Raw genomic sequence first — 21,983 nt, forward strand, 5'->3', positions numbered from 1 at the left:
ACTGGCGCCGCGCAAAAGGCTGCAGGACAATGCCCGCATGCCCATCCTCAATGCCTTCTACGCCCAGTCGGGCGGCGTCACCTCGGTCATCAACGCGTCGGCCTGCGGCGTGATCGAGACCGCGCGCAAGCACCCCGACCGCATCGGTGCCGTCTACGCCGGGCGCAACGGCATCATCGGCGCGCTGACCGAAGACCTGATCGACACCGGCGCCGAGCCGACCGAGGCGATTGCGGCGCTGCGCACCACGCCGGCCGGCGCGTTCGGCTCGTGCCGCTACAAGCTCAAGTCGCTCGAGAAGAACCGGCGCGAGTACGAGCGGCTCATCGAGGTGTTCAAGGCGCACGGCATCGGCTACTTCTTCTACAACGGCGGCGGCGATTCGGCCGACACCTGCTTCAAGGTGAGCCAGCTCTCGCAGTCGCTCGGCTATCCGCTGCAGGCCATCCATGTGCCCAAGACCATCGACAACGACCTGCCGCTGACCGACTGCTGCCCGGGCTTCGGCTCGGTCGCCAAGTACGTGGCGGTGTCCACGCTGGAGGCCTCGTTCGACGTACGCTCGATGGCGGCCACGTCGACCAAGGTGTTCGTGCTCGAGGTGATGGGCCGCCATGCGGGCTGGATCGCCGCGGCAGGCGGCCTGGCCGCCGACCACGGGATTCCGGTGGTGGTGCTGTTTCCCGAGATCGCATTCGACCAGGCCCGTTTTCTCGCGCGCGTGGACGAACTGGTGAAGCAGCATGGCTACTGCTCGGTGGTGGTGTCCGAGGGCTGCCACCATCCCGACGGCACGTTCCTGGCCGAGCAGGGATCGCGCGACGCCTTCGGCCATGCGCAGCTCGGCGGCGCGGCGCCGGTGGTGGCGCAGATGGTGAAAGACGCGCTGGGCCACAAGTTCCACTGGGCCGTGGCCGACTACCTGCAGCGCGCCGCGCGGCACATCGCCTCGGCCACCGACGTGCGACAGGCCTACGAACTCGGGCAGCGCGCGGTCGAGCTCGCGCTCGAGGGACACAACGCGGTGATGCCCACGATCGAGCGCACGTCCGATGTGCCGTACGCCTACCGCATCGGCAACGCGCCGCTCGAGCAGGTGGCGAACGTCGAGAAGCCGATGCCGCGCGACTTCATCACGGGCGACGGCTACGGCATCACCGAGAAATGCCGGCGCTACCTGCTGCCGCTCATCGAAGGCGAGGACTACCCCGCCTACCGCAACGGCCTGCCTGTGTACGTCACGCTGCAGAACGCGGCCGTGCCGAAGAAGCTGCCCGCGTTCGCGCTCGCCTGATGCACGCCACGGCCGCCACGATCGACGCCACGCGCTGCCCGCTGTGCGGCACGCGCAACGGCTGCGCCATGGAAGCAGCGCGCGAAACGGGGGAGCCGCAGCCGCCCTGCTGGTGCATGGCGGCCGACTTCGGCCGCGCGCCGCTCTCGCGGCTGCCACCGGAACTGCGCGGCAAGGCCTGCCTCTGCGCGCGCTGCGCCGCAGGCCTGCCCGCCGAAGCGCCCGCTCAGGACTGAACCGGTTCCGGCGGCGGCGCCGGATCGGGCGCGGGCACACCCTGCGGCGCCACCGGCGCTGCCGCGTGCTGGCGCTGCTCGGTGATCACGCAGTGGATGAACTGCAGCTTGCCCACCGCGACGCGCGGCAGCACGAAGGGATAGCCGTCGGGCTGCCCCATGCTGCGCGAGAGTTCGTTGAGCACGTTGGTGAGCAGCACCCAGCCGTTCAGGAATTCGAGAAATCGTTCGGCATCGGGATGCTGGGGCTGCCAGAGATCGTCGAGCGTGAACAGGTCGCTCGCGAGCTCGACGTTGGTGGCGTCGATCCCGAAGCTCATCGCGGTGTCGGTGGTGTCGGCCATGTGCAGGTAATGGGCCCAGGTCTCGGCCCAGTCCTCCCACGGATGCATGCTCGCGTAGCTGCTCACGAAACGGTCGGGCCAGTCGGGCGGCGGCCCCTGGTCGTAATGCTGCTGCAGCGCGGCCGCGTAGTCGGCGCGCTCGTCGCCGAAGAGCGCGCGGAACGGCTCGAGCCAGGGCGTGGGCTGCACCAGCAGGTCCCAGTAGTAGTGGCCGACCTCGTGGCGGAAGTGGCCCAACAGCGTGCGGTAGGGCTCGTGCATCTCGGCACGGATGCGCTCGCGCACGGCGTCCTCGGCTTCCTCGGCGTTCAGCGTGATGACGCCGTGCTCGTGGCCCGTCATCACGCGCGGGCCGCCCGGCACGTCGCCGAGAAAGTCGAACACCAGGCCGTGCGCGGGGTCGGCATGTCGGCTCACCACCGGCAGCCCGAGCGCCAGCAACTGCGAGATGAGCCGGCGCTTGGCATGCTCGAGCCGGCGCCAGCGTTCGCCATTGGCCTCGATGGTCAGGTCCGGAATGGTGCGCGTGACGCTGCACGACAGGCAGTAGCCCGGCGCGAGCCCGACCGCGTCGGCGTCGGCCTCCTCACCCTCGCGCAGCATCGGCACCATCCAGTTGCAGCTCGCGGGCGTCATGAAGTTGGCGCAGCGGCGGTAGGTCTTGCCGTCCGGGTCGCCGAACACGGTGAAGGTGTCGGGCGCTGGGTCCTTGTTGCCGCCGCCATCGCCCGCCGAAGCGGGTGCCACCAGCGCCAGCGGCATCACGCCGAGCCGGTCCGTCACATAGCCGAGCGGCGTCTGGCAGGCCAGGCACTGACTGTTGCGCAGGAACACGGGCCGGCCGCATTGACAGCGGTAGGCGCGGCTGACCGTCGGCGCGGCCAGCTCGGAGGCCAGGCTCGGCGGTGCCGCCGCAGGCGCGGAGGCGTCGGCGGGAATGTCGGCGTGAAGGTCCATGGGGAATCGATCTGAGGGTGCGCGCCACGACGGCCAATGCATTGTGCGGCGCGCAGGCGTCAGGCCGGCCATGCAAAGACCGATATGCTTGTAGGACGACGGACCCGCACCGGCGGCACACGCCGCGCTGCCAGCGCCCATGACCACGCCGCCCACGCCAGAACAACAAACCACCGCCCCACCCTCCCTCGGCACGCTGCGCGAGCGCTACGGCCCGCGCTACCGCTGGTACCTGCTGCTGACGGTGATGGTCGGCGTGATGGCATCGATCATGTCGTCGACCATCGTCAACGTGGCGATCCCCGGCATGAGCCACCATTTCGCGCTGGGCCAGGAGCGCGCGCAATGGGTGAGCTCGGGTTTCATGGTGGCGATGACCGTGTCGATGCTGACCACGCCCTGGCTGCTCGCGCGCTACGGCTACCGGCGCACCTACGCGGGCACGATGGTGCTGCTGCTCGCGGGCGGCATCGCAGGCGGCGTGGCGAACGACTTCTCGCTGGTGCTGCTCGCGCGCGTGGCCGAGGGACTGGCGGCCGGCGTGGTGCAACCGATCCCGGCGATCATCATCCTGCGCGCCTTCGAGCCCCACGAGCAGGGCCGCGCCAGCGGCATCTTCGGCATGGGCGTGGTGCTCGCACCGGCCATCGGCCCGAGCATCGGCGGCGTGCTGGTCGACCTGTTCGGCTGGCGCTCGATCTTCTTCATGGTGGTGCCGTTCTGCCTGGCCTCGCTCTGGCTGGCCTACAAGTTCGTGCCCACCACCGGGCCCGGCGGGGTGGCCGCCACGCGCGGCAGCGGGCTCGACTGGCGCGGGCTGACGCTCGGCACGCTGGGCACGCTGTGCCTGCTCAACGGCCTGGTCGAACTGCGCGGCGACTCGCCGCTGCAGGCCTTGCTGCTGCTCGCGGGCGCGGCTGCTTCGTTCGCGGCCTTCGTCTGGTGGCAGCGCCGGTTCGCCGCCTCGGGCGGCACGCCGCTGATGAACCTCGAACTGTTCCGCTACCGCCAGTTCGCCATGGGCAGCGTGGTCGCCTTCATCTATGGCACCGCGCTGTTCGGCTCGACCTACCTGCTGCCGGTGTACATGCAGGTCGGGCTGCAGCTGTCGGCCTCGCACGTGGGCGCCATCCTGCTGCCCGCGGGCTTCGTGCTGGCGCTGACCATCGCCGGCGTGGGCCGGCTGGCCGACCGGCAACCGACCTGGCTGCTCGTGAGCGTGGGCCTGGCGCTGCTGGCGGCCTCGTTCGCGCTGATGCTGGTGCTGCGGCTCGACAGCGCGCTGTGGCTGCTGGTGATCTTCGCGATCATCGGGCGCATCGGGCTCGGCTTCATCCTGCCGTCGCTCAACCTCGGCTCGATGCGCCCGCTCGCGAAGCCGCTGATCCCGCAAGGCGCGAGCGCGATCAACTTCCTGCGCATGCTGGGCGGCGCGGCCGGCGTGAGCCTGTGCGCCATCGTGCTCGAGTGGCGGCTCGCCGCGCATGGCGATTCGCTCGCCAATACCGCCACCAGCGCGGCGCGGCTCGCGGCCTTCGACGAGGTGTTCGCGATGCTGGCCGGGCTGTGCGCGCTGGCCATTTGCGCGGCCTGGCAACTGCGTGAGGGCGCCGCAAGCGACGCGCGCAAGAGCGGGTAAACCCCGGCCGTCATCAGACCGGATTTCGATTTCAATTGTTATCAGTTGTATCAAATTCGAAGACGGGGTTCCATGCATCGCAGAAGTTTCATTGCCGCCGCGTCGGCCGCAGCGGCCGTGGCCGGGTTCGGCCGCGTCGGCAGCGCGTGGGCAGCCGATGGCGTCACCGACTCAGAGATCGTGCTCGGCCACACCGGCATCCTCAGCGGCCCGCTGGGCGCGCCGATCAAGGTGGTGATGGCCGGTGCAGGCCTGGCCTTCGACGCGGCCAATGCGCAGGGCGGCATCGCAGGGCGCAAGTTGCGACTGGTGTCGCTCGACGACGAGCTCTCGCCCGAGAAGGCGGTCGCCAACTACGAAAAGCTGCTTTCGGAGCACCGCGCCTTCGCCTTCTTCGGCTGCGTCGGCTCGGGCACCACGGCCGCGGCCGCGCGCGTGCTGTCGCAAAGCGGCGCGCCGATGATCGCGGGCTATGCGGTGTCCGATTCGGCGCGCGAGAAGGTGTCCGGTTCGGGCTACTTCGTGCGCGCCACCTTCGCGCGCGAGGCGCAGGCGCTGGTGCAGCACCTGACCACCATCGGCGTGACGCGCATCGCCTCGGCCTGCCTCGACAACCCCGGCGGGGCCGAGGTCGCGCGGCTGGTGGAAGCGGCCTTGGCGACGCATCAGCTCAAGCCGGTGGCGGCGGTGGCCGTCAAGGGCGACGGCTCGACCAACGCGGCCATGGGGAAGGCGCTGGCCGAGAGCAAGGCGCAGGCGGTGATCATGTACCTGGGCGGCGCCATCGGCGGCGAGGTGATGAAGAGCGCCTGGGACGCGGGCGGACGCCTGATGTTCTACGGCATGTCGATCGTTCCGGGCGACCTGACGGCCAGGCTGGTCGGCAACAAGGCCAGCGGGCTCGCGATCTCGCAGGTGGTGCCCTATCCGTGGAGCGAGGTCGACACGGTGGCGCGCGACTACCGCCAGCTCGCCGAGCGCGCCAAGGTCGACGTCGGCTACCTGAGCTACGAAGGCTACGTCAACGCGCTGGTGGCGATCGAGGCGCTGCGGCGCGCCGGCCGCGACCTCACGCGCGCCAGGCTGCATGCCGCGCTGAAAGCGATGAAGCTGCGCATCGCGGGCATGGAGATCGACTTCACGGGGGCGAGCAACACCGGTTCGCGCTTCATCGAAATGGTGCGGGTCACGAAGGAGGGCCGCTTTCTGCGCTGACGGCCAGCGCCGTAGCCGCGGCGCAACCGGCAAAGCCCTTGAGCTCCGCGAGTTCGTCGAGGATCGGGCAGTCCGGGCGCCGGTCGCCGCCGCAGCAATGGGCCAACCGCTCGAGCAAGCGCTTCATCTGCGCGAGCTCCTCGATGCGCTCGCCCAGGGCCTCTGCGCGCGCGAGGGCAACGCGCTTCACATCGACGCTCGCGCGGCGCTCGTCGCGCCAGAGCGCGAGCAATTCCACGACATCGGGGGTCTCGAAGCCGAGCGCCTGCGCCCTGCGCACGAAACGCAGCAGCGGAACCGCGCGCGCCGCCTCGTCGAGCAGCCCCAGCGCTTCGCAGTCGCGCATCAGGCGGTCCGACGCGCCCGAGCGCGCGGCGAGCTGCGCGCGTGTCAGGCCTGTGGTGGCGGCGCCATGCGCCAATGGGTGGTCCATGCAGAACTCCTTTCAAACGGATGACCGCAGTCTTGGGCTTCACACCATCGGAAGGTCAACAGAAGGGACATTGCTTCGTGCCGGCGCGGCGTCGCCCGGGCGAATCGCGGTCTAATCGCCCCCATGTGCCAATTGCTAGGGATGAACTGCAACACGCCGACCGACGTGACCTTCAGCTTCACGGGTTTCGCGCAGCGCGGCGGGCGCACCGACCACCACGCCGACGGCTGGGGCATCGCCTTCTTCGAGGACCGCGGGCTGCGCCATTTCGTCGACCACCTGCCGGCCTGCGAATCGCCCGTGGCCGAGCTGATACGGCGCTACCCGATCCAGAGCCGCAACGTCATTGCCCACATCCGCAAGGCGACGCAGGGCGCGGTCAACCTGCAGAACTGCCATCCGTTCGTGCGAGAGCTCTGGGGCCGCTACTGGGTGTTCGCGCACAACGGCGATCTGAAGGATTTCCGGCCGCGGCTGCATGGCAACTTCCATCCCGTGGGCAGCACCGACAGCGAGCATGCCTTCTGCTGGCTGATGCAGGAACTGGCCAAGTCGCATGCGGGCGTGCCGAGCGTCGAGGAACTCACGCTCACGCTGCGCGAGCTCGCGCCGCAACTCGCGCGGCACGGCACCTTCAACTTCATGCTCTCGAACGGACAGGCGCTTTGGGCCCATGCCTCGACCCACCTGTGGTACGTGGAGCGGCGCCATCCGTTCGTGACCGCGCAGCTCGCCGACGAAGACCTCGAGATCGACTTCGCGCAGCACACGACGCCGACCGACCGCGTGGCGGTGGTGGTAACCGCGCCGCTCACGAACAACGAAGACTGGACACCGTTCGCGCCGGGCGAGCTGCATGTGTTCGTCGACGGGCAGCGCCTCCGCAATTGAAACGTTTTACTGACACATTTTTGCAACAGCACGAGAAAGTCTCGGCAAACCGGTTCAATGGAATAACAATAATGGTTCTCATTAGCGCTCTCCCGAAACCATTCCATGCCTTCTTCCTCCCGCTTCCTGCGCGCCAGCCTGCGCCCGACCGCCACCGCGACGCTGCTCGTGCTGCATGCCCTCGCGGCTTCGGCCCAGACCGCGGCAACGCCTGAACCCGCTGCCGGTACGCCCGGGACCCTGGCCACCGTCACGGTCGAGGCCAGCGCCGATGCGTCGGCCGAAGGCCTGACCAAGCCCTTTGCCGGCGGCCAGGTGGCGCGCGGCGGCCGCGTGGGCATCCTGGGCAACCAGGACATGATGGCGACGCCGTTCTCGAGCACCAGCTACACCGCGGAGCTGATCCAGGACCAGCAGGCGAAGAGCGTGGCCGACGTGCTGCAGAACGACCCGTCGGTGCGCGTGGCGCGCGGCTTCGGCAACTTCCAGGAGCTCTACGTGGTGCGCGGCTTTCCCGTGTACTCGGACGACGTGGCGTACAACGGCCTCTACGGCATGCTGCCGCGCCAGTACATCGCCTCCGAGTTCTTCGAGCGCGTGGAAGTGTTCCGCGGTGCCAACACCTTCCTGAACGGTGCCGCACCGGGCGGCAGCGGCATCGGCGGCGCCATCAACCTGCTGCCCAAGCGCGCGCCCAACGAGCCGCTCACACGCGTCGGCTTCGGCGTGCAGACCGGCGGCCAGGGTTACGTGAACCTCGACCTGGCGCGCCGCTTCGGCCCCGAAGACAGCCTGGGCGTGCGCGTGAACGCCGTGCGCCGCGAGGGCGGCACCGGCGTGTTCAAGGAAAGCCAGCAACTGAGCGCCTTCGGCGTCGGCCTCGACTGGCGCAACCGCAACGTGCGCTTGTCGGCCGACTTCGGCTTCCAGGACTACACACTGCAGGACGGCCGCCCGAGCCTCACGCCGTCCTCGACGCTGCCGATCCCGCGAGCGCCCGACGCCAAGATCAACTTCGCTCAGCCCTGGAGTCACTCGAAGGAAAAGGACAGGTTCGCCACCTTCCGCGGCGAAGTCGACATTACCGACAGCATCACGGCCTGGGCCGCGGGCGGCGTGCGCCGCAGCGACGAAGACAACATCCTGGCCAACCCGACGCTCGCCGACGCGTTCGGCAACACCAGCGGCACGCGCTTCAGCAATACCCGCAAGGACCGCATCGGCACCGCCGAGATCGGCGTGCGCGGCACCTTCGCCACCGGCCCCGTCAAACACACCGTGGTGGCATCGGCCGCCACGTACAGCAACGATCGCGACAACGCCTACACGATCTCGCGCGACAGGCTCTACAACAACATCTACATGCCGTACGCGTCGCCGTATCCGCTGGCGAACAGCTTCACCGGCAACACGCTCGAAGACCCGCGCCTGACGGACCAGATCGAGACCTCGAGCATTGCGGTCGCCGACACCATGTCCTTCATGGACGACCGCCTGCTGGTCACGCTCGGCGCGCGCCGCCAGACCATCAAGCAGACCAGCTTCGCCTACAACACGATCAAGGAAACGAGCGCCTACGACAAGAGCAAGACCACGCCCGTGGCCGGCGTCGTGTTCAAGATCACGCCGACGGTGTCGGCCTACGCCAACTACATCGAAGGCCTCGTCAAGGGCAACGTGGCGCCCGGCACGGTGAACAGCCGGCCGGTCACCAACGCTGGCGAGGTGTTCGCGCCGTACCAGGCCAAGCAGAAGGAAATCGGCATCAAGTACGACGGCGGCACGCTCGGCGCGAGCGCGGCATTCTTCACCACCGACCAGCCGACCTACCAATACGAGGGCCAGACCTACGGCCTCTACGGCAAGCAGCGCAACCAGGGCCTCGAGTTCTCGGTGTTCGGCCAGCCGGCCAAGGGCCTGCGCCTGCTTGGCGGCCTGACACTGATCGATGCCAAGCAGAAAAACACGCAAGGCGGCGCCACCGACGGCCGCACCGCCATCGGCGTGGCCAAGCAGCAGGCCAACATCGGCGCCGAATGGGACGTGCCGGGCGTGCGCAGCCTGTCGCTGAATGCGCGCCTGCTCTACACCTCCAAGCAGTACGCCAACGCCGCCAACACGCAGCAGATCCCGGGCTGGACCCGCTTCGACGTCGGTGCGCGCTACCTGGTCGATCTCGGCAACGGGCGCCTGCTCACGCTGCGCGCGCGCATCGACAACCTGTTCAACAAGTCGTACTGGGCATCGGTGGGCGGCACGCAAGGCTCCAACTACCTGGTGCTCGGCGCGCCGCGCACCTTCGCCGTCAGCGGCACCATCGACTTCTGATGCGCACGTTCTGGACCGCAGTGCACCGCTTCGCGGGACTCGCGGTCGCGCTCTTCCTCATCGTCTCGGGCCTGACGGGCGCCGTGATCTCGTGGGACCACGAGATCGATGGCTGGCTCAACCGCAAGCTCTACGACACCACCGCGCGCGGCCCGTTCAAGGACCCGTTCGACCTCGCGGCCGCGGTCGAGGCGCACGATCCGCGCGTGCGCGTCGCGTACCTTCCGCTCGGCTTCGAGGAAGGCCACGCGGCCGGCTACTTCGTGCAGCCGCGCACCGACTCCGCCACGGGGAAGCCCTACCCGCTCGACTACAACCGCGTGTACGTCGATCCGGTGACGGCCGAGATCCGCGGCAGGCGCGACTCGACCGCGATCTCGCTCAGTCCCGAGACGCTCATGCCCTTCCTGCGCAAGCTGCACTACACGCTGCATGTGCCGGCCGTCTGGGGCACCGACCGGCTCGGCCACTGGATCATGGGCACGGTGGCGCTGGTGTGGCTGCTCGACAGCTTCGTGGCGCTTTACCTCACAACGCCCCGGCGCCAGCGCCAGGCCGTGCATCCGTCGCACCGCGCGGCAGGCGAATGGTGGCAGCGCTGGAAGCCGGCCTGGGCGGTGCGCTGGGCGGCGGGCGGTTACAAGCTCAACTTCGACCTGCACCGCGCGGGCGGGCTCTGGATGTGGGTGCTGATCATCATCATCGCCTTCACCTCGTTCTCGCTGAATCTCTACAAGGAGATCTTCCACCCGATGCTGTCGCTGGTATCGAAGACCACGCCCGGACCGTCATCCCTGGTGCCGCTGGCGCCGCTGGGCGTGCGCATCGAGCCCACGATCGGCTTTCGCCAGATCGTCGCCGATGCCGAGGCCGAAGCGCGCCGGCGCGGCTGGACCGCGCCGCTCGGCGGCGTGTTCTACAACCAGCGCGGCGGCTTCTACAACGTGTCTTTCTTCGACCACGCCTCGCACGACGACAGCGACGGCATGGGCCTGTCGAACCTCTACCTCGACGGCCGCGACGGCCACGTGATCAGCCACAACCGGCCCTGGCACGGCACCGCCGCCGACGTGTTCGCGCAGCTGCAGCTGCCGCTGCACGGCGGCCGCATCCTTGGCATGCCGGGGCGCATCCTGATGTCGCTGATGGGGCTGGCGGTGGCGGGCCTGTCGGTCACGGGGATCGTGATCTGGTGGCGCAAGCGGCGCGCGAGGCTGGTGCAGGCCAGGCGCCAGCGCGAGACGGACATGCAGGCCGGGGCCGCCTTCGCGCCGCGCTGAAGGCGGACGCGGAAGAACTCAGCGGCTCAGCGTGCGGCGGTCAGGTGCGTCTCGAGCGCATCGATGAACATCTTCGGCACATCGAAGCCCGTCTGCTCCGTGATCTCCTGGAAGCAGGTCGGGCTGGTCACGTTGATCTCGGTGATCGAATCGCCGATCACGTCGAGCCCGATCAGGAGCAGCCCGCGCGGCGCGAGGGCGCGGCCCACGGCTTCTGCGATCTCGCGGTTGCGCGGCGTGAGCGGCTCGGCCACGCCCTTGCCGCCGGCCGCGAGGTTGCCGCGCACCTCGGTGCCCTGCGGAATGCGCGCCAGCACGAAAGGCGCGGGCTCGCCGGCGATGATCAGGATGCGCTTGTCGCCCTGCACGATCTCGGGCACGAAGCGCTGCACCATGATGGTTTCGGCACCGCCCTTGTTGAGCGTCTCGACGATGGAGCCGAGGTTCAGCGCGTCCTGCTTCACGCGGAAGATGCCCATGCCGCCCATGCCGTCAAGCGGCTTCAGGATGATGTCGCCATGTTCGGCATGGAAGTCGCGCACCGCCTGTGCGCTGCGCGTGACCAGCGTGGGTGTGGTGAACTGCGGAAACTCCATGATCGCGAGTTTCTCGGGATGATCGCGCAGCGCCCGCGGCTTGTTGACCACGCGCGCGCCCTCGCGCTCGGCCTGCTCGAGCAAGTGGGTCGCGTAGATGTACTCGGCGTCGAACGGCGGGTCCTTGCGCATCAGCACCGCGTCGAAATCGGCCAGCGCCTTCGATTCGACGATGTCGACCTTCCACCAGTCCCCGGGATCACCGGTCAGCGTGATCTGCTGCACCGTGGCCGTCACCTTGCCGCCCGACACCCACTGCAGGTCCTGCGGCAGGCAGGCCGCGATGCGCCAGCCGCGGCGCTGCGCCTCGCGCATCATCGAGAACGTGGTGTCCTTGTAGATCTTGAAGTGGTCGAGCGGGTCGGCGACGAAGAGGATGTTCTTGTTCATCAGGGAGTCTTTCGGCCGCCCGGTGGCGGCGCCATGTTGCTGCTGTCCGGCGCCATGTTGCCGGAAGCGGCGATGTCCTTGCCGGCGGAGGCCTTTGCGGCCCGGCGGCCCAGCTCCTGCACGGCGAGCGCCAGCGCACCGGCCACCACGCCCCAGAAGGCCGAGCCGATGCCCGCCAGCGTGACGCCCGAGAGCGTGACCAGGAAGGTGATCAGCGCCGCTTCGCGGTGCGATTCGTCGCGCACCGCGGCCGCGAGCCCGCTGCCGATGGTGCCCAGCAGCGCCAGGCCGGCGATGGCCGCGACCAGCTCCTTGGGAAAGGCGGTCAGCAGCCCGGTGACCGCCGCGCCGAACAGCCCGATCACCACGTAGAGGGCGCCGCAGCTCACGGCCGCCGTATAGCGCCGCGCCGGGTCCTCATGCGCCTCGCGGCCCATGCAGATGGCGGCGGTGATCGCGCTCAGGTTCAGCGCGAAGGCGCCGAAGGGCGCGAGCACCAGCGTGGCAACGCCGCCGATGGTGATGAGCTTGCTGACCGGCAGCTCGCCATAGCCGGCGGCGCGGATGGCCGCCACGCCGGGCAGGTTCTGCGAGGCCATGGTGACGACGAACAGCGGCAGCGCCAGGCTGACGATCGCCTGCCAGGTGAAGGCCGGCATCGTGAACACCGGCCAGGTGAGCGAGAACTGCACCGCCGACCAGGCCAGCTCGCCGCGCGCGGCGGCGAAGGCGATCGCCACCAGCAGCGTCAGCGGCACCGCATAGCGCGGCAGCATGCGCCGGGCCAGCAGATAGGTGCCGAGCATCAGCAGCACCAGCGGCAGCGCCGTCTGCGCAGCCGTGAAGGCCGCGAGGCCGAAGCGCGTAAGCACGCCCGCGAGCAGCGCGGAGGCGATGGCCATTGGAATGCGGTTCATCACGCGCTCGAACCAGCCGGTGGCGCCCGCCAGCACCATCAGCACCGCGCAGACGATGAAGGCGCCGACCGCCTCGTTCATGCTGTAGCCCGCGCCTGCCACCGCGAGCACGGCCGCGCCCGGCGTGCTCCAGGCGATCATCACCGGCTTCTTCCACCAGAGCGAGGGCAGCGCCGAGGCCAGGCCCATGCCGATGCCGAGCGCCCACATCCACGAGGCGGCGATCTCCGGCGTGGCACCGAAGGCCTGCGCAGCCTGGAACACGATGGCCACCGAGCTCGTGAAACCCACGAGCACCGCGACGAAGCCCGCGGTGAAGGCCGAGAGGCTCAGATCCTTGAAAAACGACATCGCGCGATTGTGCCGGCTGGCCGGCGCCACCGCTCGCGGCGGCAGACCGTGCCTTCAGCCCGCGCCCAGGTAGGCCCGCGCCAGCGCGCCGTCGGCCGCGATCTCAGCGGCGCTGCCTTCGGCCACGATGCGGCCGCCCTCGATCACATAGGCGCGGTCGCACAGCGCCAGCGCGAGCGCGGCCATCTGGTCGACCAGCACCACGGTCAGGCCCTCGGCGCGCAGCGTGTCGAGCGCCTCGAACAGCTCGGCGATGATCTTCGGCGCGAGGCCGAGCGAGGGCTCGTCGAGCAGCAGCACGCGCGGCTTCGACATCAGCCCGCGCGCGATGGCCAGCATCTGCTGCTCGCCGCCCGAGAGCAGGCCCGCACGCTGGTGCAGCCGCTCACGCAGCCGCGGAAAGCGCCCGAGCATGGCCTCGGTGCGCGCATCGATGTCGCGGCCGTCGAGAAACGCGCCGAGGCGGATGTTGTCGCGCACGCTGAGCTCGGGAAACACCTGCCGGCCCTCGGGCACCAGCACCAGCCCGCGCGCCACGATGCGCTCGGCCGCGAGGCCGGCCAGCTCGGTGCCGTCGAGGTGGATGCCGCCCTGCACCGGCCGGTGCAGGCCTGCGAGCGAACGCATCAGCGTCGACTTGCCCGCGCCGTTCGCGCCGAGCAGCGCGACCAGCTCGCCGCGCCGCACGCGCAGGTCGATGCCGTGCAGCACCGGTTCGGCGCCGTAGCCCGCGATGAGGCCGCCGACGCCGAGCAGCTCGGGCGCATCGGCCGAAAGCGGCTTGCGCGGCGCACGCGCGGCCGCCGGTGTTTCGTCGTTCTCCACCAGCGCTTCGCCGAGATAAGCCTTGCGCACCGCGGGATCGGCCTGCACGGCGGCCACGTCGCCGACCGCGAGCCGTTGGCCGGCATCGAGCACCACGATGTGGTCGGAAATGCCCATGACGAGTTCCATGTCGTGCTCGACCAGCAGCACGCCGATGCCCGCCGCCGCGATGCGCTGCAGCAGTTCGGCCAGCCGCGCCTTGTCCTCGCGCGAGAGGCCGGCCGCGGGCTCGTCGAGCAGCAGCACCTGCGGCGCGGTCGCCAGCGCACGCGCGATCTCGACCAGCCGGCGCTCGACGTGCGCGAGATCGGACGCGCGCCGCTGCGCCGTGCCCGCGCAGCCGCAGAAGGCGAGCAGCCGCCGCGCCTCGGCGCGTGCAGAAGCCGAGCGGAAGCGCCGCGCGCCGAGCAGCGGCCCGAGCGTGCCGCGGCCGAGCGCGAGCGCCACGTTGTCTTCCACGCTGAGGCTGCCGAAGAGCTGCGAGGTCTGATAGGTGCGCGCCACCCCGGCGCGCGCGATGCGGAACGCGCGCCGCCCCTGCAGCGGCACGTCGCCGAGGCGGAATCCGCCACCCGTGGGGCGGTAGAAGCCGCTCAGCATGTTGAGCACGGTCGTCTTGCCCGCGCCGTTGGGCCCGATCAGGCTCGTGATGCCGCCGGGCTGCGTGGCAAAGTCCAGGTCGCCCACGGCGCGCACGCCGCCGAACTGCATCGTGAGGCCCTCGGTGCGGATCGGCGCGCCGGCTGCGCGTGGCGGCAGCTGGCCTGCATCGGACTCGGCCGCCACGGGCGCCTCGGCGCGCCGCGCACCGAAGCGCGCTGCAACGCGCCGCCAGAGCCCGGCCGCACCCTCGGGCGCGGCCCACAGCACCACCAGCAGCAGCAGGCCGAAGATCAAGAGCCGATACTCCTCGAATTGCGAGAGCAGTTCCGGCAGCAGGCCCACCACCAGCGCGCCGACCAGCGGCCCCGCCACGGAACCGGCGCCGCCGATCATCACCACCAGCACGAACAGGATCGACTGCCCGAAGCCGAAGGTGTGCGGCGTGACGAAGCCCGAGAGCGGCGCGAACAGCCCGCCTGCCGCGCCCGCGCAGAACGCCGAGATTGCGAATGCCACGGTCTTGATGCGCAGCGGATCGAGGCCGATGGACTCGGCCGCGGTGTCGCTGTCGCGCACCGCGCGCATCGCCGCGCCCCAGCCGCCGCGCGAGAGCATCGCAAAGCCCGCGAGCGCCACACCGGCCGTGAGCACCGCGAGCATTGCCGCCGCACGCTCGCCCTGCGCGAGGGACCCGAGCACCGGGGCCGCGATGCCCATGATGCCGTTCTGGCCGCCCGTGAGGTCGCGCGCCTCGACGATCGCATGCTCGACGATGAAGCCGAAGGCGATGGTGATCATCGCGAGGTAAGGGCCCCGGGCGCGCAGCGCCGGCAGCGCGAGCAGCGCACCCATGGCGCCGGCGAGCAGCGCGCCCGCCGGCCAGGCGGCCCAGAAGCTCCAGCCGGCCTTGCCCGTGAGGATGGCGACCGCGTAGGCGCCAATGGCATAGAAGCCCACATGGCCGAACGACATCTGCCCCGTGAGCCCGAGCAGCACATTGAGGCCGACGCCGACGATCGCGAACAGCGCGACATTGGCGAGCACGAAGACGTAGTAGCCGTTGACGGTGGCCGCGAGCGCCACGCCCGCGGTCATCAGCGCCACCAAACCGGCGAGCGAAGGCCAGCGCGTGCGTGAGTCCATGGCGCTCATACCTTCTTCACCGCCGCGCGGCCGAACAGGCCCTGGGGCCGCAATGCAAGCACCGCGATCACCAGCGCAAAGGTCAGGATCTGCGTGTAGCCCGAGCCGAGCGTGGCGGTGATCAGCGCCTCGGCCAGGCCGAACAGCAGGCCCGCGCCCATCACGCCCCAGGCGCTGGTGATGCCGCCGAGGATCGCCACCGCGAAGGCCTTGAGGCCGAACAGCGTGCCCATGTCGGCCTGCACGTTGTAGAGCGGCGCAATGAGCACGCCCGCCGTGCCCGCGAGCACGGCCGAAAGTGCGAAGGCCGCGGCCACCGCGCGCCGGATCGGAATGCCCATGAGCCGTGCGGCCGCGGGGTTCTGCACCACCGCGAGCATGCCGATGCCCCAGCGCGTGCGCCGTGCCACCAGGTGCAGCAGCGCCGCCAGCGCAAGGCCCGCGAGCGGGATCAGCAACTGCAGCGGGTACACGCCCAGCCCCACCTCACCGACCTGCAGCGGCGTGACGGCCAGCGACGAGGGCAGGCTGCGCGGCTCCTTGCCGAAGGTGAACATCACGAGGTTGTCGACCACCATGCCGAGCGCGACCGTGGCCATCAGCCAGGCCTCGGAACCGCGGCTCGCGAAAGGCCGCACGGCCGCGAACTCGACCACCAGGCCGTAGGCGCCGCACAGCACGAGCGCCAGCAGCACCGCGAGCGGCATCGGCCAGCCCAGCGTCTGCGCGAACCAGAAGGTGAAGACGGCGCCGAGCATCATCGCGCTGCCCTGCGCGAAGTTGACGGTGCCCGAGACGGCATAGGTGACGTGGAAGCCGAGGGCGATGAGCCCGTACATGCTCCCGAGCCCCAGCCCGCTGATCCATGCGGACAGCAGCATCATTTGGCCGCGGCCATGGCCACGGGCAGGATGCGGTTGTCGATGAACTGGGCCCAGACGTAGTCGTTCGCGGTCACCGCGTCATGCACGCCGGGCGAGAAGGGCTTGTCGTAGGTCTTGATGAGGCCTTCGTACCTGCCGATCTTGTAGAAGCCCTGGCGCACCGCGTCGCCGTCGGTCGAGCCCGCGGCCGCGATGGCCAGCGCGGCGAGCTGCATGCCGTCGTAGGCATTGGCCACGCCCACGGCCGGCGTGATGTCGTCGGGGCCCTTGATGGCCGGGTATTTGGCCTTGAGCGCCGCGATCACCCGCTCGCCCACCGGCGACTGCTTGCCGAAGAAGCTGTAGGTCTGCACGAAGTGCACGTTCTTGCCGTTCGGGCCGGCCAGTTCGGTGAAACGGCCGCCGGCCGGTCCCCAGTGCGAGACGATCGGCACCTGCCAGCCCATGCGGTCGAGCGACTTGACCACCTGCGCCGACGGGCCGACATTGCCCACCATGAAGAGCGTGTCGGCGCCCGCGGCCTTGAGCCGCGTGAGCTGCGGCACCACGTCGACGTCGTTGCCGTCGAACTTCTCCACACCCACGGCCTTCAGCCCCTTGGCCGCGAGCGCGGCATGCAGGCCCTTCTCGTTCGATTCGCCCCAGGGGTTGTTGACGAGGATCATGCCGAACTTGCCGCTCTTGAAGCTCTTCTGCGCGTAGTCGAGCATGCCCACGTTGACGATCTCGTCGACCGCCGAGACACGGAAGGCGAAGTTGGGATTGGCGCCGTTCTTGGTGATCGGCGTGCCCGCGGCCCACGGCCCCATGAACGGCGTCTTCTCCTGGTTGGCGATCGGCACGATGGCCATCGACACTGGCGTGTCGAGCCCGCCGAACAGCACCGCCACCTTCTCCTTGAAGATCAGCTCGCGCGCAGCCACCACGCCCTTGGCAGGATTGGCCTCGTCGTCGCGGCGCACCAGCTCGAGCTTGCGTCCGCCGAGCAGGCCGCCCTTGGCGTTGATCTCGTCGATGGCGACCGTGAGGCCGCGGCTGATGGCTTCACCGGCCAGCGCCGACTGGCCCGAGAGCGCGGTGACGAGGCCGATCTTGATCGGCTCGGCGGCGAGAACCGAGCCCGCGGCGAGGCAGGCGGCGGCTGCAATGCAGAGCGTGCGGCGGCGAAGAACTGGAAGGCGAACAGCGGTGCGGGTCATGGCGGACTCCTGGGTCGAAGAGGACAACAACAAACGGGGCGGCACCCAACAAGGTGCATCGGGCATCCGCCGAAGCGGCTGGCTCGTTCCGGATGCAAGCGCCATGCCAAGTCGACACTTTCATTTCGAAATTGTCGACAATCTCTTAGAGTTCACGTTGACAATTCGGCACGAGATTTGCTGTGCATGACGCACGCACCTTTGCCATGCACCGCCTTGGCCCCCAACAGATGGAGAACCCATGGACACCCCCACATCGACCGCCCCTTCGCCCACGCATGCCGACCCGGCCGCCGTGGTCGACGAGTTCCTTCGCCTGGTGATGATTCCCGACCCCGCCGCGGCGTCGCGCTACACCGCCCCCGGCATCCGCATCCGCTTCACGGGCAACCGCCCGATGCACGCACCTGGTGACACCTCGGCCTTCAATGCGAAGCGCTACGCCTGGGTCAAGAAGAGGATCGAGCGCACCGAAACGGTGGCCGGCGGCACGCCCGAGGAGACCGTGGTCTACAGCCTCGGCACGCTCTATGGCGCGTGGCCCGACGGAACGCCCTTCGAAGGCAACCGTTATGTCGACCGCTACGTGGTGCGCCACGGGCTGATCGTGCAGATGGACGTGTGGAACGACAGCGCCGAATGGCTACTCGTGCGCGCCGGCCTCGCGGTGCTGTGAGGCCGCACGCATGACGGCCCGCTGGCCCGAGCTGCTGCCCTCGCACGGCCGCTTCGACTACCGGCCGATCACGCGCCGGCCCGAATACGCCTGGCCCAACGGCGCGCGGCTGGCCGTGTACCTGGGCTTCAACATCGAGCACTTCGCGTTCGGCGACGGGCTCGGCGCCTGCATCGGCCCGGCCTCGCCGCAGCCCGACGTGCTGAACCACGGCTGGCGCGAGTACGGCAACCGCGTGGGCGCCTGGCGCTGCCTCGAGCTCTTCGACGCGCTCGAGCTTCCGACGGGCGCGCTGGTCAACACCGCGCTCTACGACCACTGCCCTGAACTGGTGCAGGCGGTGGTGGCGCGCGGCGACGAACTCATCGGCCACGGCCACAGCAATGCCGAGCGCCAGGGCGCGCTCGACGAGGTGCACGAACGCGCGCTGCTGGTGCGCTGCCGCGACCGCATGCTGCGCGAGAGCGGGCAGGCGCCCGCGGGATGGCTGTCGCCGTGGATCTCTGAAAGCGCGGTCACGCCAGACCTGCTGGCGGAGTCCGGCTACGGCTATACGCTCAACTGGTGCCATGACGACCAGCCGGTGCGCATGCGCACGCGCTCGGGCGCCGCGATCTGGTCGGTGCCGTATCCGCAGGAGCTCAACGACATTCCGATGATCGTGGGCCGGCTGATGGACGCGAAGGACTTCGCCGCCATGGTGATCGACAACTTCGACGAGATGCGCGAGCAGTCGCGCGCGCAGCCGCTGGTGATGGGCCTCGCGCTGCATCCGTACATCGTCGGCCAGCCCTACCGGCTGCGCCACCTGCGCACCGCGCTCGCGCACCTCGCGCGGGCGCGCGACCGCGGCGAGGTCTGGTTCACCACGCCGGGCGAGATCGCCGCGCACATGCAGCGGCTGGCGACGGAGCGGCCCGACGCGTTCGGTGCCTGACGATGCGCGGCACTCGATAATCGGCGCGTTCTCGTCCACGCCCCGACCGCACCTCCTCCCGCTCATGGCCCGCACCCCCGCCTCGAAGAAGCCCACCGCTGCACGTCCGCCGCCCGACGACGCTGACGTCGAGGAACGCATCTACCGCTCGGTGTTCGAGGGCGTGACGCACCAGCGCCTCGCGCCCGGCACCAAGCTGCCCGAGGCGTCGCTGTGCGCGTTGTTCGGCGTGAGCCGGGCGATGGTGCGCAAGGTGCTGCAACGGCTGGCCCACGACCACATCGTGGAGCTGCGGCCGAACCGCGGCGCGATCGTGGCAATGCCCTCGCCCGAGGAGACGCGGCAGATCTTCGAGGCCCGCCGCGCGCTCGAGGCCGCGCTGGTGCGCATGGCGGTGCGCAACGCCACGCGCACCGAGATCGCCGAGCTGCGGCGACACCTGAAGGAAGAACATGCGGCGATGCACCGCTACACGCAGCCCGAATGGGCGCGTCTCGCGAGCTCGTTCCACCTGCGCGTGGCACGGCTCGCGCGCAACCCGATCCTGGAGCGCTACCTGAGCGAGCTCATGTCGCGCTGCTCGCTGATCGTGGCGCTCTACGAGCCGCCCGGCAATGCCGCCTGCGAGCACGACGAGCATGCGGAACTGGTCGACGCGATCGCGCGCGGCGACGCAGACGAGGCCGTGCGTTTGATGGAAGCGCACCTGCTGGTGCTCGAACGCAACATCGCGCTCGACCGGCCGGCTGCAGCACGCAGCCTGGGACAGATGCTGGGCCTGGGCTGAGGCCTCCGTGACTCAGTCTTCCATGTCGCTGCGCACCACTGGCAGCACTTGAAACGCCACAGGTTCAGCCCAGTGCACCCGCGGAACCGGCTTCGCCGGGCCGCCGGGTGCGCCCCCCAGTGGGGGGAGGCGCCGCAGGCGCTTCGGGGGGCGTCTCAGATCTCGATCTTGGAGCCCAACTCCACCACGGCATTGTTCGGCAGCCCGAGGAAGGCCGCCGCGCCGCTCGCGTTGTGGTGCATCGTCGCGAACAGCTTCTCGCGCCAGGGCGCCATGCCGCTGGCGAGCGTGGGAATGACCACGTCGCGCGAGAGAAAGTAGCTCGTCGACATGGGCTCGAGCTGGCAGCCGCGCAGGCGGGCGTTGTCGAGTGCGCGCGGCAGGTCGACGTCGTTCTTGAAGCCGTAGTGCACGATGACCTGCCAGCAATGGTGGCCGAGCGCCTCGATCTCGATGCGCTTGTCCATCGGTATCCATGGCACCTCGTGGTTGCGCACCGTGACGAACAGGTTCTGCTCGTGCAGCACCTTGTTGTGCTTGAGGTTGTGCAGCAGCGCATTGGGCACCACGCCAGGTTCGGCCGTGAGGAACACCGCGGTGCCCTCCACGCGCGCGGGTGGGCTCACGAACACGGAGTCGAGAAACTCCTTCAGCGCGATCGCATCGGCGCGCTGCACCTCGCCCATGAGGCGGCGGCCCTCCTTCCAGGTGATCATCAGCGTGAACACCGCGCCACCGATGACGAGCGGAAACCAGCCGCCTTCGAACAGCTTGAGCAGGTTCGAGGCAAAGAACATGAAGTCGACCGCGAAGAAGACCGCGGTCGAGGCAATGCACACAGCCAGCGGCAGCTTCCACGCGTAGCGGATCACGAAGAAGGTCAGCACCGTGGTGATCAGCATGTCGGTGGTCACCGCGATGCCGTAGGCCGCGGCCAGGCTGCTCGACGAACGGAACATCAGCACCGCCAGCACGATGGCCGCGAACAGGCCCCAGTTGACGATCGGGATGTAGATCTGGCCCGCGGCGCGCACGCTGGTGTGCTCGATGTTCATGCGCGGGAGATAGCCGAGCTGGATCACCTGGCGCGTGACGCTGAAGGCGCCGGTGATGAGCGCCTGCGATGCGATCACCGTGGCCAGGGTGGCCAGCAGCACCAGCGGGATCAGCGCCCATTCGGGTGCCATCATGAAGAACGGATTCTTCACCGCCTCGGGGTTCTCGAGCAGCAGCGCGCCCTGGCCGAAGTAGTTGAGCGTGAGCGCGGGCATCACCACCGTGAACCACGCCACGCGGATCGGCCGCTTGCCGAAGTGGCCGAGGTCGGCATAGAGCGCCTCGGCGCCGGTCACGCAGAGCACCGTGGCGCCCAGCAGGATGAAGCTCGTGCCCGGGTTGTCCCAGATGAACTTCATCGCATACCAGGGGCTGATCGCCTTGAGGATCTCGGGGTGCTGCACGATCTGCGTGACGCCGAGCACCGCGATGGCCGCGAACCAGGTCAGCGTGATCGGGCCGAAGAACTTGCCGATGCCCGCGGTGCCGCGCTTCTGCACCACGAACAGGCCGAACAGCACCACCAGCGTGATCGGCAGCACGTAGTGCTTGAAGTGCGGCGACACGACCTCGAGGCCCTCGACCGCCGACAGCACCGAGATGGCCGGCGTGATGACGCCGTCGCCATAGAAGAGCGAGGTGCCGAAGATGCCCACCAGCAGCAGCACGTTGCGCAGCCGCGGCTTGTCGGCCACGGCGCGCGAGGCCAGCGCCAGCATCGCCACGAGGCCGCCCTCGCCTTCGTTGTCGGCCCGCAGCACCAGCACCACGTACTTGATCGACACGATGACGGTGAGCGTCCAGAAGAACATCGACAGGATGCCGTAGACGTTCTCGATCGTGAACGGCAGGTGCCCGTGGTTGAACACCTCCTTGACGGCATACAGGACGCTGGTGCCGATGTCGCCGTAGACGACACCGATGGTGCCGATGATCAGGGCAGCGGCGGAAGAGGCTTTGGGTGGGGACACGAAGTCGGTGGAAAAAGGACGAACCGCGCGC

At 69.4% G+C, this 21,983-nt stretch carries 18 protein-coding genes; 10 read left to right on the top strand and 8 right to left on the bottom strand.

Features of this window, described 5'->3' with window-relative positions; translation table 11 throughout:
• Positions 1–37: 37 nt before the first annotated feature.
• Both AC3A6R_RS25065 and AC3A6R_RS25070 read left to right on the top strand, forming a co-directional pair.
• Positions 38–1,294 (top strand): 6-phosphofructokinase, encoded by a 1,257-nt coding sequence (locus tag AC3A6R_RS25065; RefSeq protein WP_487865917.1) that lies wholly within the window; start codon positions 38–40, stop codon positions 1,292–1,294.
• Positions 1,294–1,530, top strand: coding sequence for a cysteine-rich CWC family protein (locus AC3A6R_RS25070; RefSeq protein WP_487865918.1), 237 nt, complete (start codon positions 1,294–1,296; stop codon positions 1,528–1,530). The genes AC3A6R_RS25065 and AC3A6R_RS25070 overlap by 1 nt, the downstream gene beginning before the upstream one ends.
• Here AC3A6R_RS25070 and AC3A6R_RS25075 read toward each other — a convergent pair.
• Positions 1,521–2,831: a zinc-binding metallopeptidase family protein gene (locus AC3A6R_RS25075; protein WP_487865919.1), complete on the bottom strand. Its 1,311-nt coding sequence runs from the start codon at positions 2,829–2,831 to the stop codon at positions 1,521–1,523. The genes AC3A6R_RS25070 and AC3A6R_RS25075 overlap by 10 nt on opposite strands.
• Positions 2,832–2,970: 139 nt before the next feature.
• Between AC3A6R_RS25075 and AC3A6R_RS25080 the strand changes: the two genes are divergently transcribed.
• Together AC3A6R_RS25080 and AC3A6R_RS25085 are read left to right on the top strand one after the other, a co-directional pair.
• Positions 2,971–4,470, top strand: a complete 1,500-nt coding sequence (locus tag AC3A6R_RS25080; protein WP_487861277.1) for an MFS transporter — start codon at positions 2,971–2,973, stop codon at positions 4,468–4,470.
• A gap of 72 nt (positions 4,471–4,542) precedes the next feature.
• Entirely contained in the window at positions 4,543–5,685 is a 1,143-nt protein-coding gene (locus AC3A6R_RS25085; protein ID WP_487861276.1) for an ABC transporter substrate-binding protein, read from the top strand.
• Here AC3A6R_RS25085 and AC3A6R_RS25090 read toward each other — a convergent pair.
• Positions 5,657–6,118 (bottom strand): MerR family DNA-binding protein, encoded by a 462-nt coding sequence (locus tag AC3A6R_RS25090; RefSeq protein ID WP_487865920.1) that lies wholly within the window; start codon positions 6,116–6,118, stop codon positions 5,657–5,659. The genes AC3A6R_RS25085 and AC3A6R_RS25090 overlap by 29 nt on opposite strands.
• Before the next feature lie 123 nt (positions 6,119–6,241).
• On the opposite strand from AC3A6R_RS25090, the gene AC3A6R_RS25095 reads away from it, so the two are divergent.
• The 3 genes from AC3A6R_RS25095 (at position 6,242) to AC3A6R_RS25105 (ending at position 10,617) form a co-directional block, all read left to right on the top strand.
• The gene (locus tag AC3A6R_RS25095) at positions 6,242–7,009 is read left to right on the top strand and encodes a class II glutamine amidotransferase (protein ID WP_487861274.1); all 768 of its coding nucleotides are present in this window, start codon (positions 6,242–6,244) and stop codon (positions 7,007–7,009) included.
• A gap of 105 nt (positions 7,010–7,114) precedes the next feature.
• Complete coding sequence (locus tag AC3A6R_RS25100; RefSeq protein WP_487865921.1) at positions 7,115–9,337, top strand: TonB-dependent receptor; 2,223 nt, start codon at positions 7,115–7,117, stop codon at positions 9,335–9,337.
• Positions 9,337–10,617 (top strand): PepSY-associated TM helix domain-containing protein, encoded by a 1,281-nt coding sequence (locus AC3A6R_RS25105; protein ID WP_487865922.1) that lies wholly within the window; start codon positions 9,337–9,339, stop codon positions 10,615–10,617. The genes AC3A6R_RS25100 and AC3A6R_RS25105 overlap by 1 nt, the downstream gene beginning before the upstream one ends.
• Before the next feature lie 26 nt (positions 10,618–10,643).
• Here AC3A6R_RS25105 and gshB read toward each other — a convergent pair whose 3' ends face one another.
• From gshB to AC3A6R_RS25130, 5 genes are read right to left on the bottom strand one after another with little or no spacing between them, the layout of a single operon-like run.
• The gene (gene gshB, locus AC3A6R_RS25110) at positions 10,644–11,603 is read right to left on the bottom strand and encodes a glutathione synthase (RefSeq protein ID WP_487865923.1); all 960 of its coding nucleotides are present in this window, start codon (positions 11,601–11,603) and stop codon (positions 10,644–10,646) included.
• Positions 11,603–12,871 carry a benzoate/H(+) symporter BenE family transporter gene (locus tag AC3A6R_RS25115; protein WP_487861270.1) on the bottom strand — a complete coding sequence of 423 codons (1,269 nt, stop codon included), beginning with the start codon at positions 12,869–12,871 and terminating at the stop codon, positions 11,603–11,605. The genes gshB and AC3A6R_RS25115 overlap by 1 nt, the downstream gene beginning before the upstream one ends.
• Positions 12,872–12,925: 54 nt before the next feature.
• On the bottom strand, positions 12,926–15,442 hold the full coding sequence (locus tag AC3A6R_RS25120) for a branched-chain amino acid ABC transporter ATP-binding protein/permease (RefSeq protein ID WP_487865924.1): 2,517 nt from the start codon (positions 15,440–15,442) through the stop codon (positions 12,926–12,928).
• A 5-nt stretch (positions 15,443–15,447) separates the two neighbouring features.
• A complete protein-coding gene (locus tag AC3A6R_RS25125) occupies positions 15,448–16,326 on the bottom strand; it encodes a branched-chain amino acid ABC transporter permease (RefSeq protein WP_487861268.1) in 879 nt (292 codons plus the stop codon).
• Positions 16,323–17,525 (bottom strand): ABC transporter substrate-binding protein, encoded by a 1,203-nt coding sequence (locus AC3A6R_RS25130; RefSeq protein ID WP_487861267.1) that lies wholly within the window; start codon positions 17,523–17,525, stop codon positions 16,323–16,325. Before AC3A6R_RS25130 ends, AC3A6R_RS25125 begins: the two co-directional genes overlap by 4 nt.
• Before the next feature lie 241 nt (positions 17,526–17,766).
• Here AC3A6R_RS25130 and AC3A6R_RS25135 point away from each other — a divergent pair, with 241 nt between their 5' ends.
• The 3 genes from AC3A6R_RS25135 (at position 17,767) to AC3A6R_RS25145 (ending at position 19,925) form a co-directional block, all read left to right on the top strand.
• Positions 17,767–18,201, top strand: a complete 435-nt coding sequence (locus AC3A6R_RS25135) for a nuclear transport factor 2 family protein (protein WP_487865925.1) — start codon at positions 17,767–17,769, stop codon at positions 18,199–18,201.
• A 10-nt stretch (positions 18,202–18,211) separates the two neighbouring features.
• Positions 18,212–19,138 (top strand): polysaccharide deacetylase family protein, encoded by a 927-nt coding sequence (locus AC3A6R_RS25140; RefSeq protein ID WP_487865926.1) that lies wholly within the window; start codon positions 18,212–18,214, stop codon positions 19,136–19,138.
• Positions 19,139–19,202: 64 nt separating this feature from the next.
• Entirely contained in the window at positions 19,203–19,925 is a 723-nt protein-coding gene (locus AC3A6R_RS25145; RefSeq protein ID WP_487861264.1) for a GntR family transcriptional regulator, read from the top strand.
• A gap of 155 nt (positions 19,926–20,080) precedes the next feature.
• Here AC3A6R_RS25145 and AC3A6R_RS25150 read toward each other — a convergent pair whose 3' ends face one another.
• Positions 20,081–21,952 carry a potassium transporter Kup gene (locus tag AC3A6R_RS25150; RefSeq protein WP_487861263.1) on the bottom strand — a complete coding sequence of 624 codons (1,872 nt, stop codon included), beginning with the start codon at positions 21,950–21,952 and terminating at the stop codon, positions 20,081–20,083.
• Between the last annotated feature and the right edge of the window lie 31 nt (positions 21,953–21,983).

The sequence above is a fragment of the Variovorax sp. Soil_C_19 genome (assembly GCF_057657255.1).

Coding starts and splice junctions, on each gene's coding strand:
- AC3A6R_RS25065 (WP_487865917.1), top strand. CDS start 38: ATGCCCATCCTCAATGCCTTCTACGCCCAGTCGGGCGGCGTCACCTCG.
- AC3A6R_RS25070 (WP_487865918.1), top strand. CDS start 1,294: ATGCACGCCACGGCCGCCACGATCGACGCCACGCGCTGCCCGCTGTGC.
- AC3A6R_RS25075 (WP_487865919.1), bottom strand. CDS start 2,831: ATGGACCTTCACGCCGACATTCCCGCCGACGCCTCCGCGCCTGCGGCG.
- AC3A6R_RS25080 (WP_487861277.1), top strand. CDS start 2,971: ATGACCACGCCGCCCACGCCAGAACAACAAACCACCGCCCCACCCTCC.
- AC3A6R_RS25085 (WP_487861276.1), top strand. CDS start 4,543: ATGCATCGCAGAAGTTTCATTGCCGCCGCGTCGGCCGCAGCGGCCGTG.
- AC3A6R_RS25090 (WP_487865920.1), bottom strand. CDS start 6,118: ATGGACCACCCATTGGCGCATGGCGCCGCCACCACAGGCCTGACACGC.
- AC3A6R_RS25095 (WP_487861274.1), top strand. CDS start 6,242: ATGTGCCAATTGCTAGGGATGAACTGCAACACGCCGACCGACGTGACC.
- AC3A6R_RS25100 (WP_487865921.1), top strand. CDS start 7,115: ATGCCTTCTTCCTCCCGCTTCCTGCGCGCCAGCCTGCGCCCGACCGCC.
- AC3A6R_RS25105 (WP_487865922.1), top strand. CDS start 9,337: ATGCGCACGTTCTGGACCGCAGTGCACCGCTTCGCGGGACTCGCGGTC.
- gshB (WP_487865923.1), bottom strand. CDS start 11,603: ATGAACAAGAACATCCTCTTCGTCGCCGACCCGCTCGACCACTTCAAG.
- AC3A6R_RS25115 (WP_487861270.1), bottom strand. CDS start 12,871: ATGTCGTTTTTCAAGGATCTGAGCCTCTCGGCCTTCACCGCGGGCTTC.
- AC3A6R_RS25120 (WP_487865924.1), bottom strand. CDS start 15,442: ATGGACTCACGCACGCGCTGGCCTTCGCTCGCCGGTTTGGTGGCGCTG.
- AC3A6R_RS25125 (WP_487861268.1), bottom strand. CDS start 16,326: ATGATGCTGCTGTCCGCATGGATCAGCGGGCTGGGGCTCGGGAGCATG.
- AC3A6R_RS25130 (WP_487861267.1), bottom strand. CDS start 17,525: ATGACCCGCACCGCTGTTCGCCTTCCAGTTCTTCGCCGCCGCACGCTC.
- AC3A6R_RS25135 (WP_487865925.1), top strand. CDS start 17,767: ATGGACACCCCCACATCGACCGCCCCTTCGCCCACGCATGCCGACCCG.
- AC3A6R_RS25140 (WP_487865926.1), top strand. CDS start 18,212: ATGACGGCCCGCTGGCCCGAGCTGCTGCCCTCGCACGGCCGCTTCGAC.
- AC3A6R_RS25145 (WP_487861264.1), top strand. CDS start 19,203: ATGGCCCGCACCCCCGCCTCGAAGAAGCCCACCGCTGCACGTCCGCCG.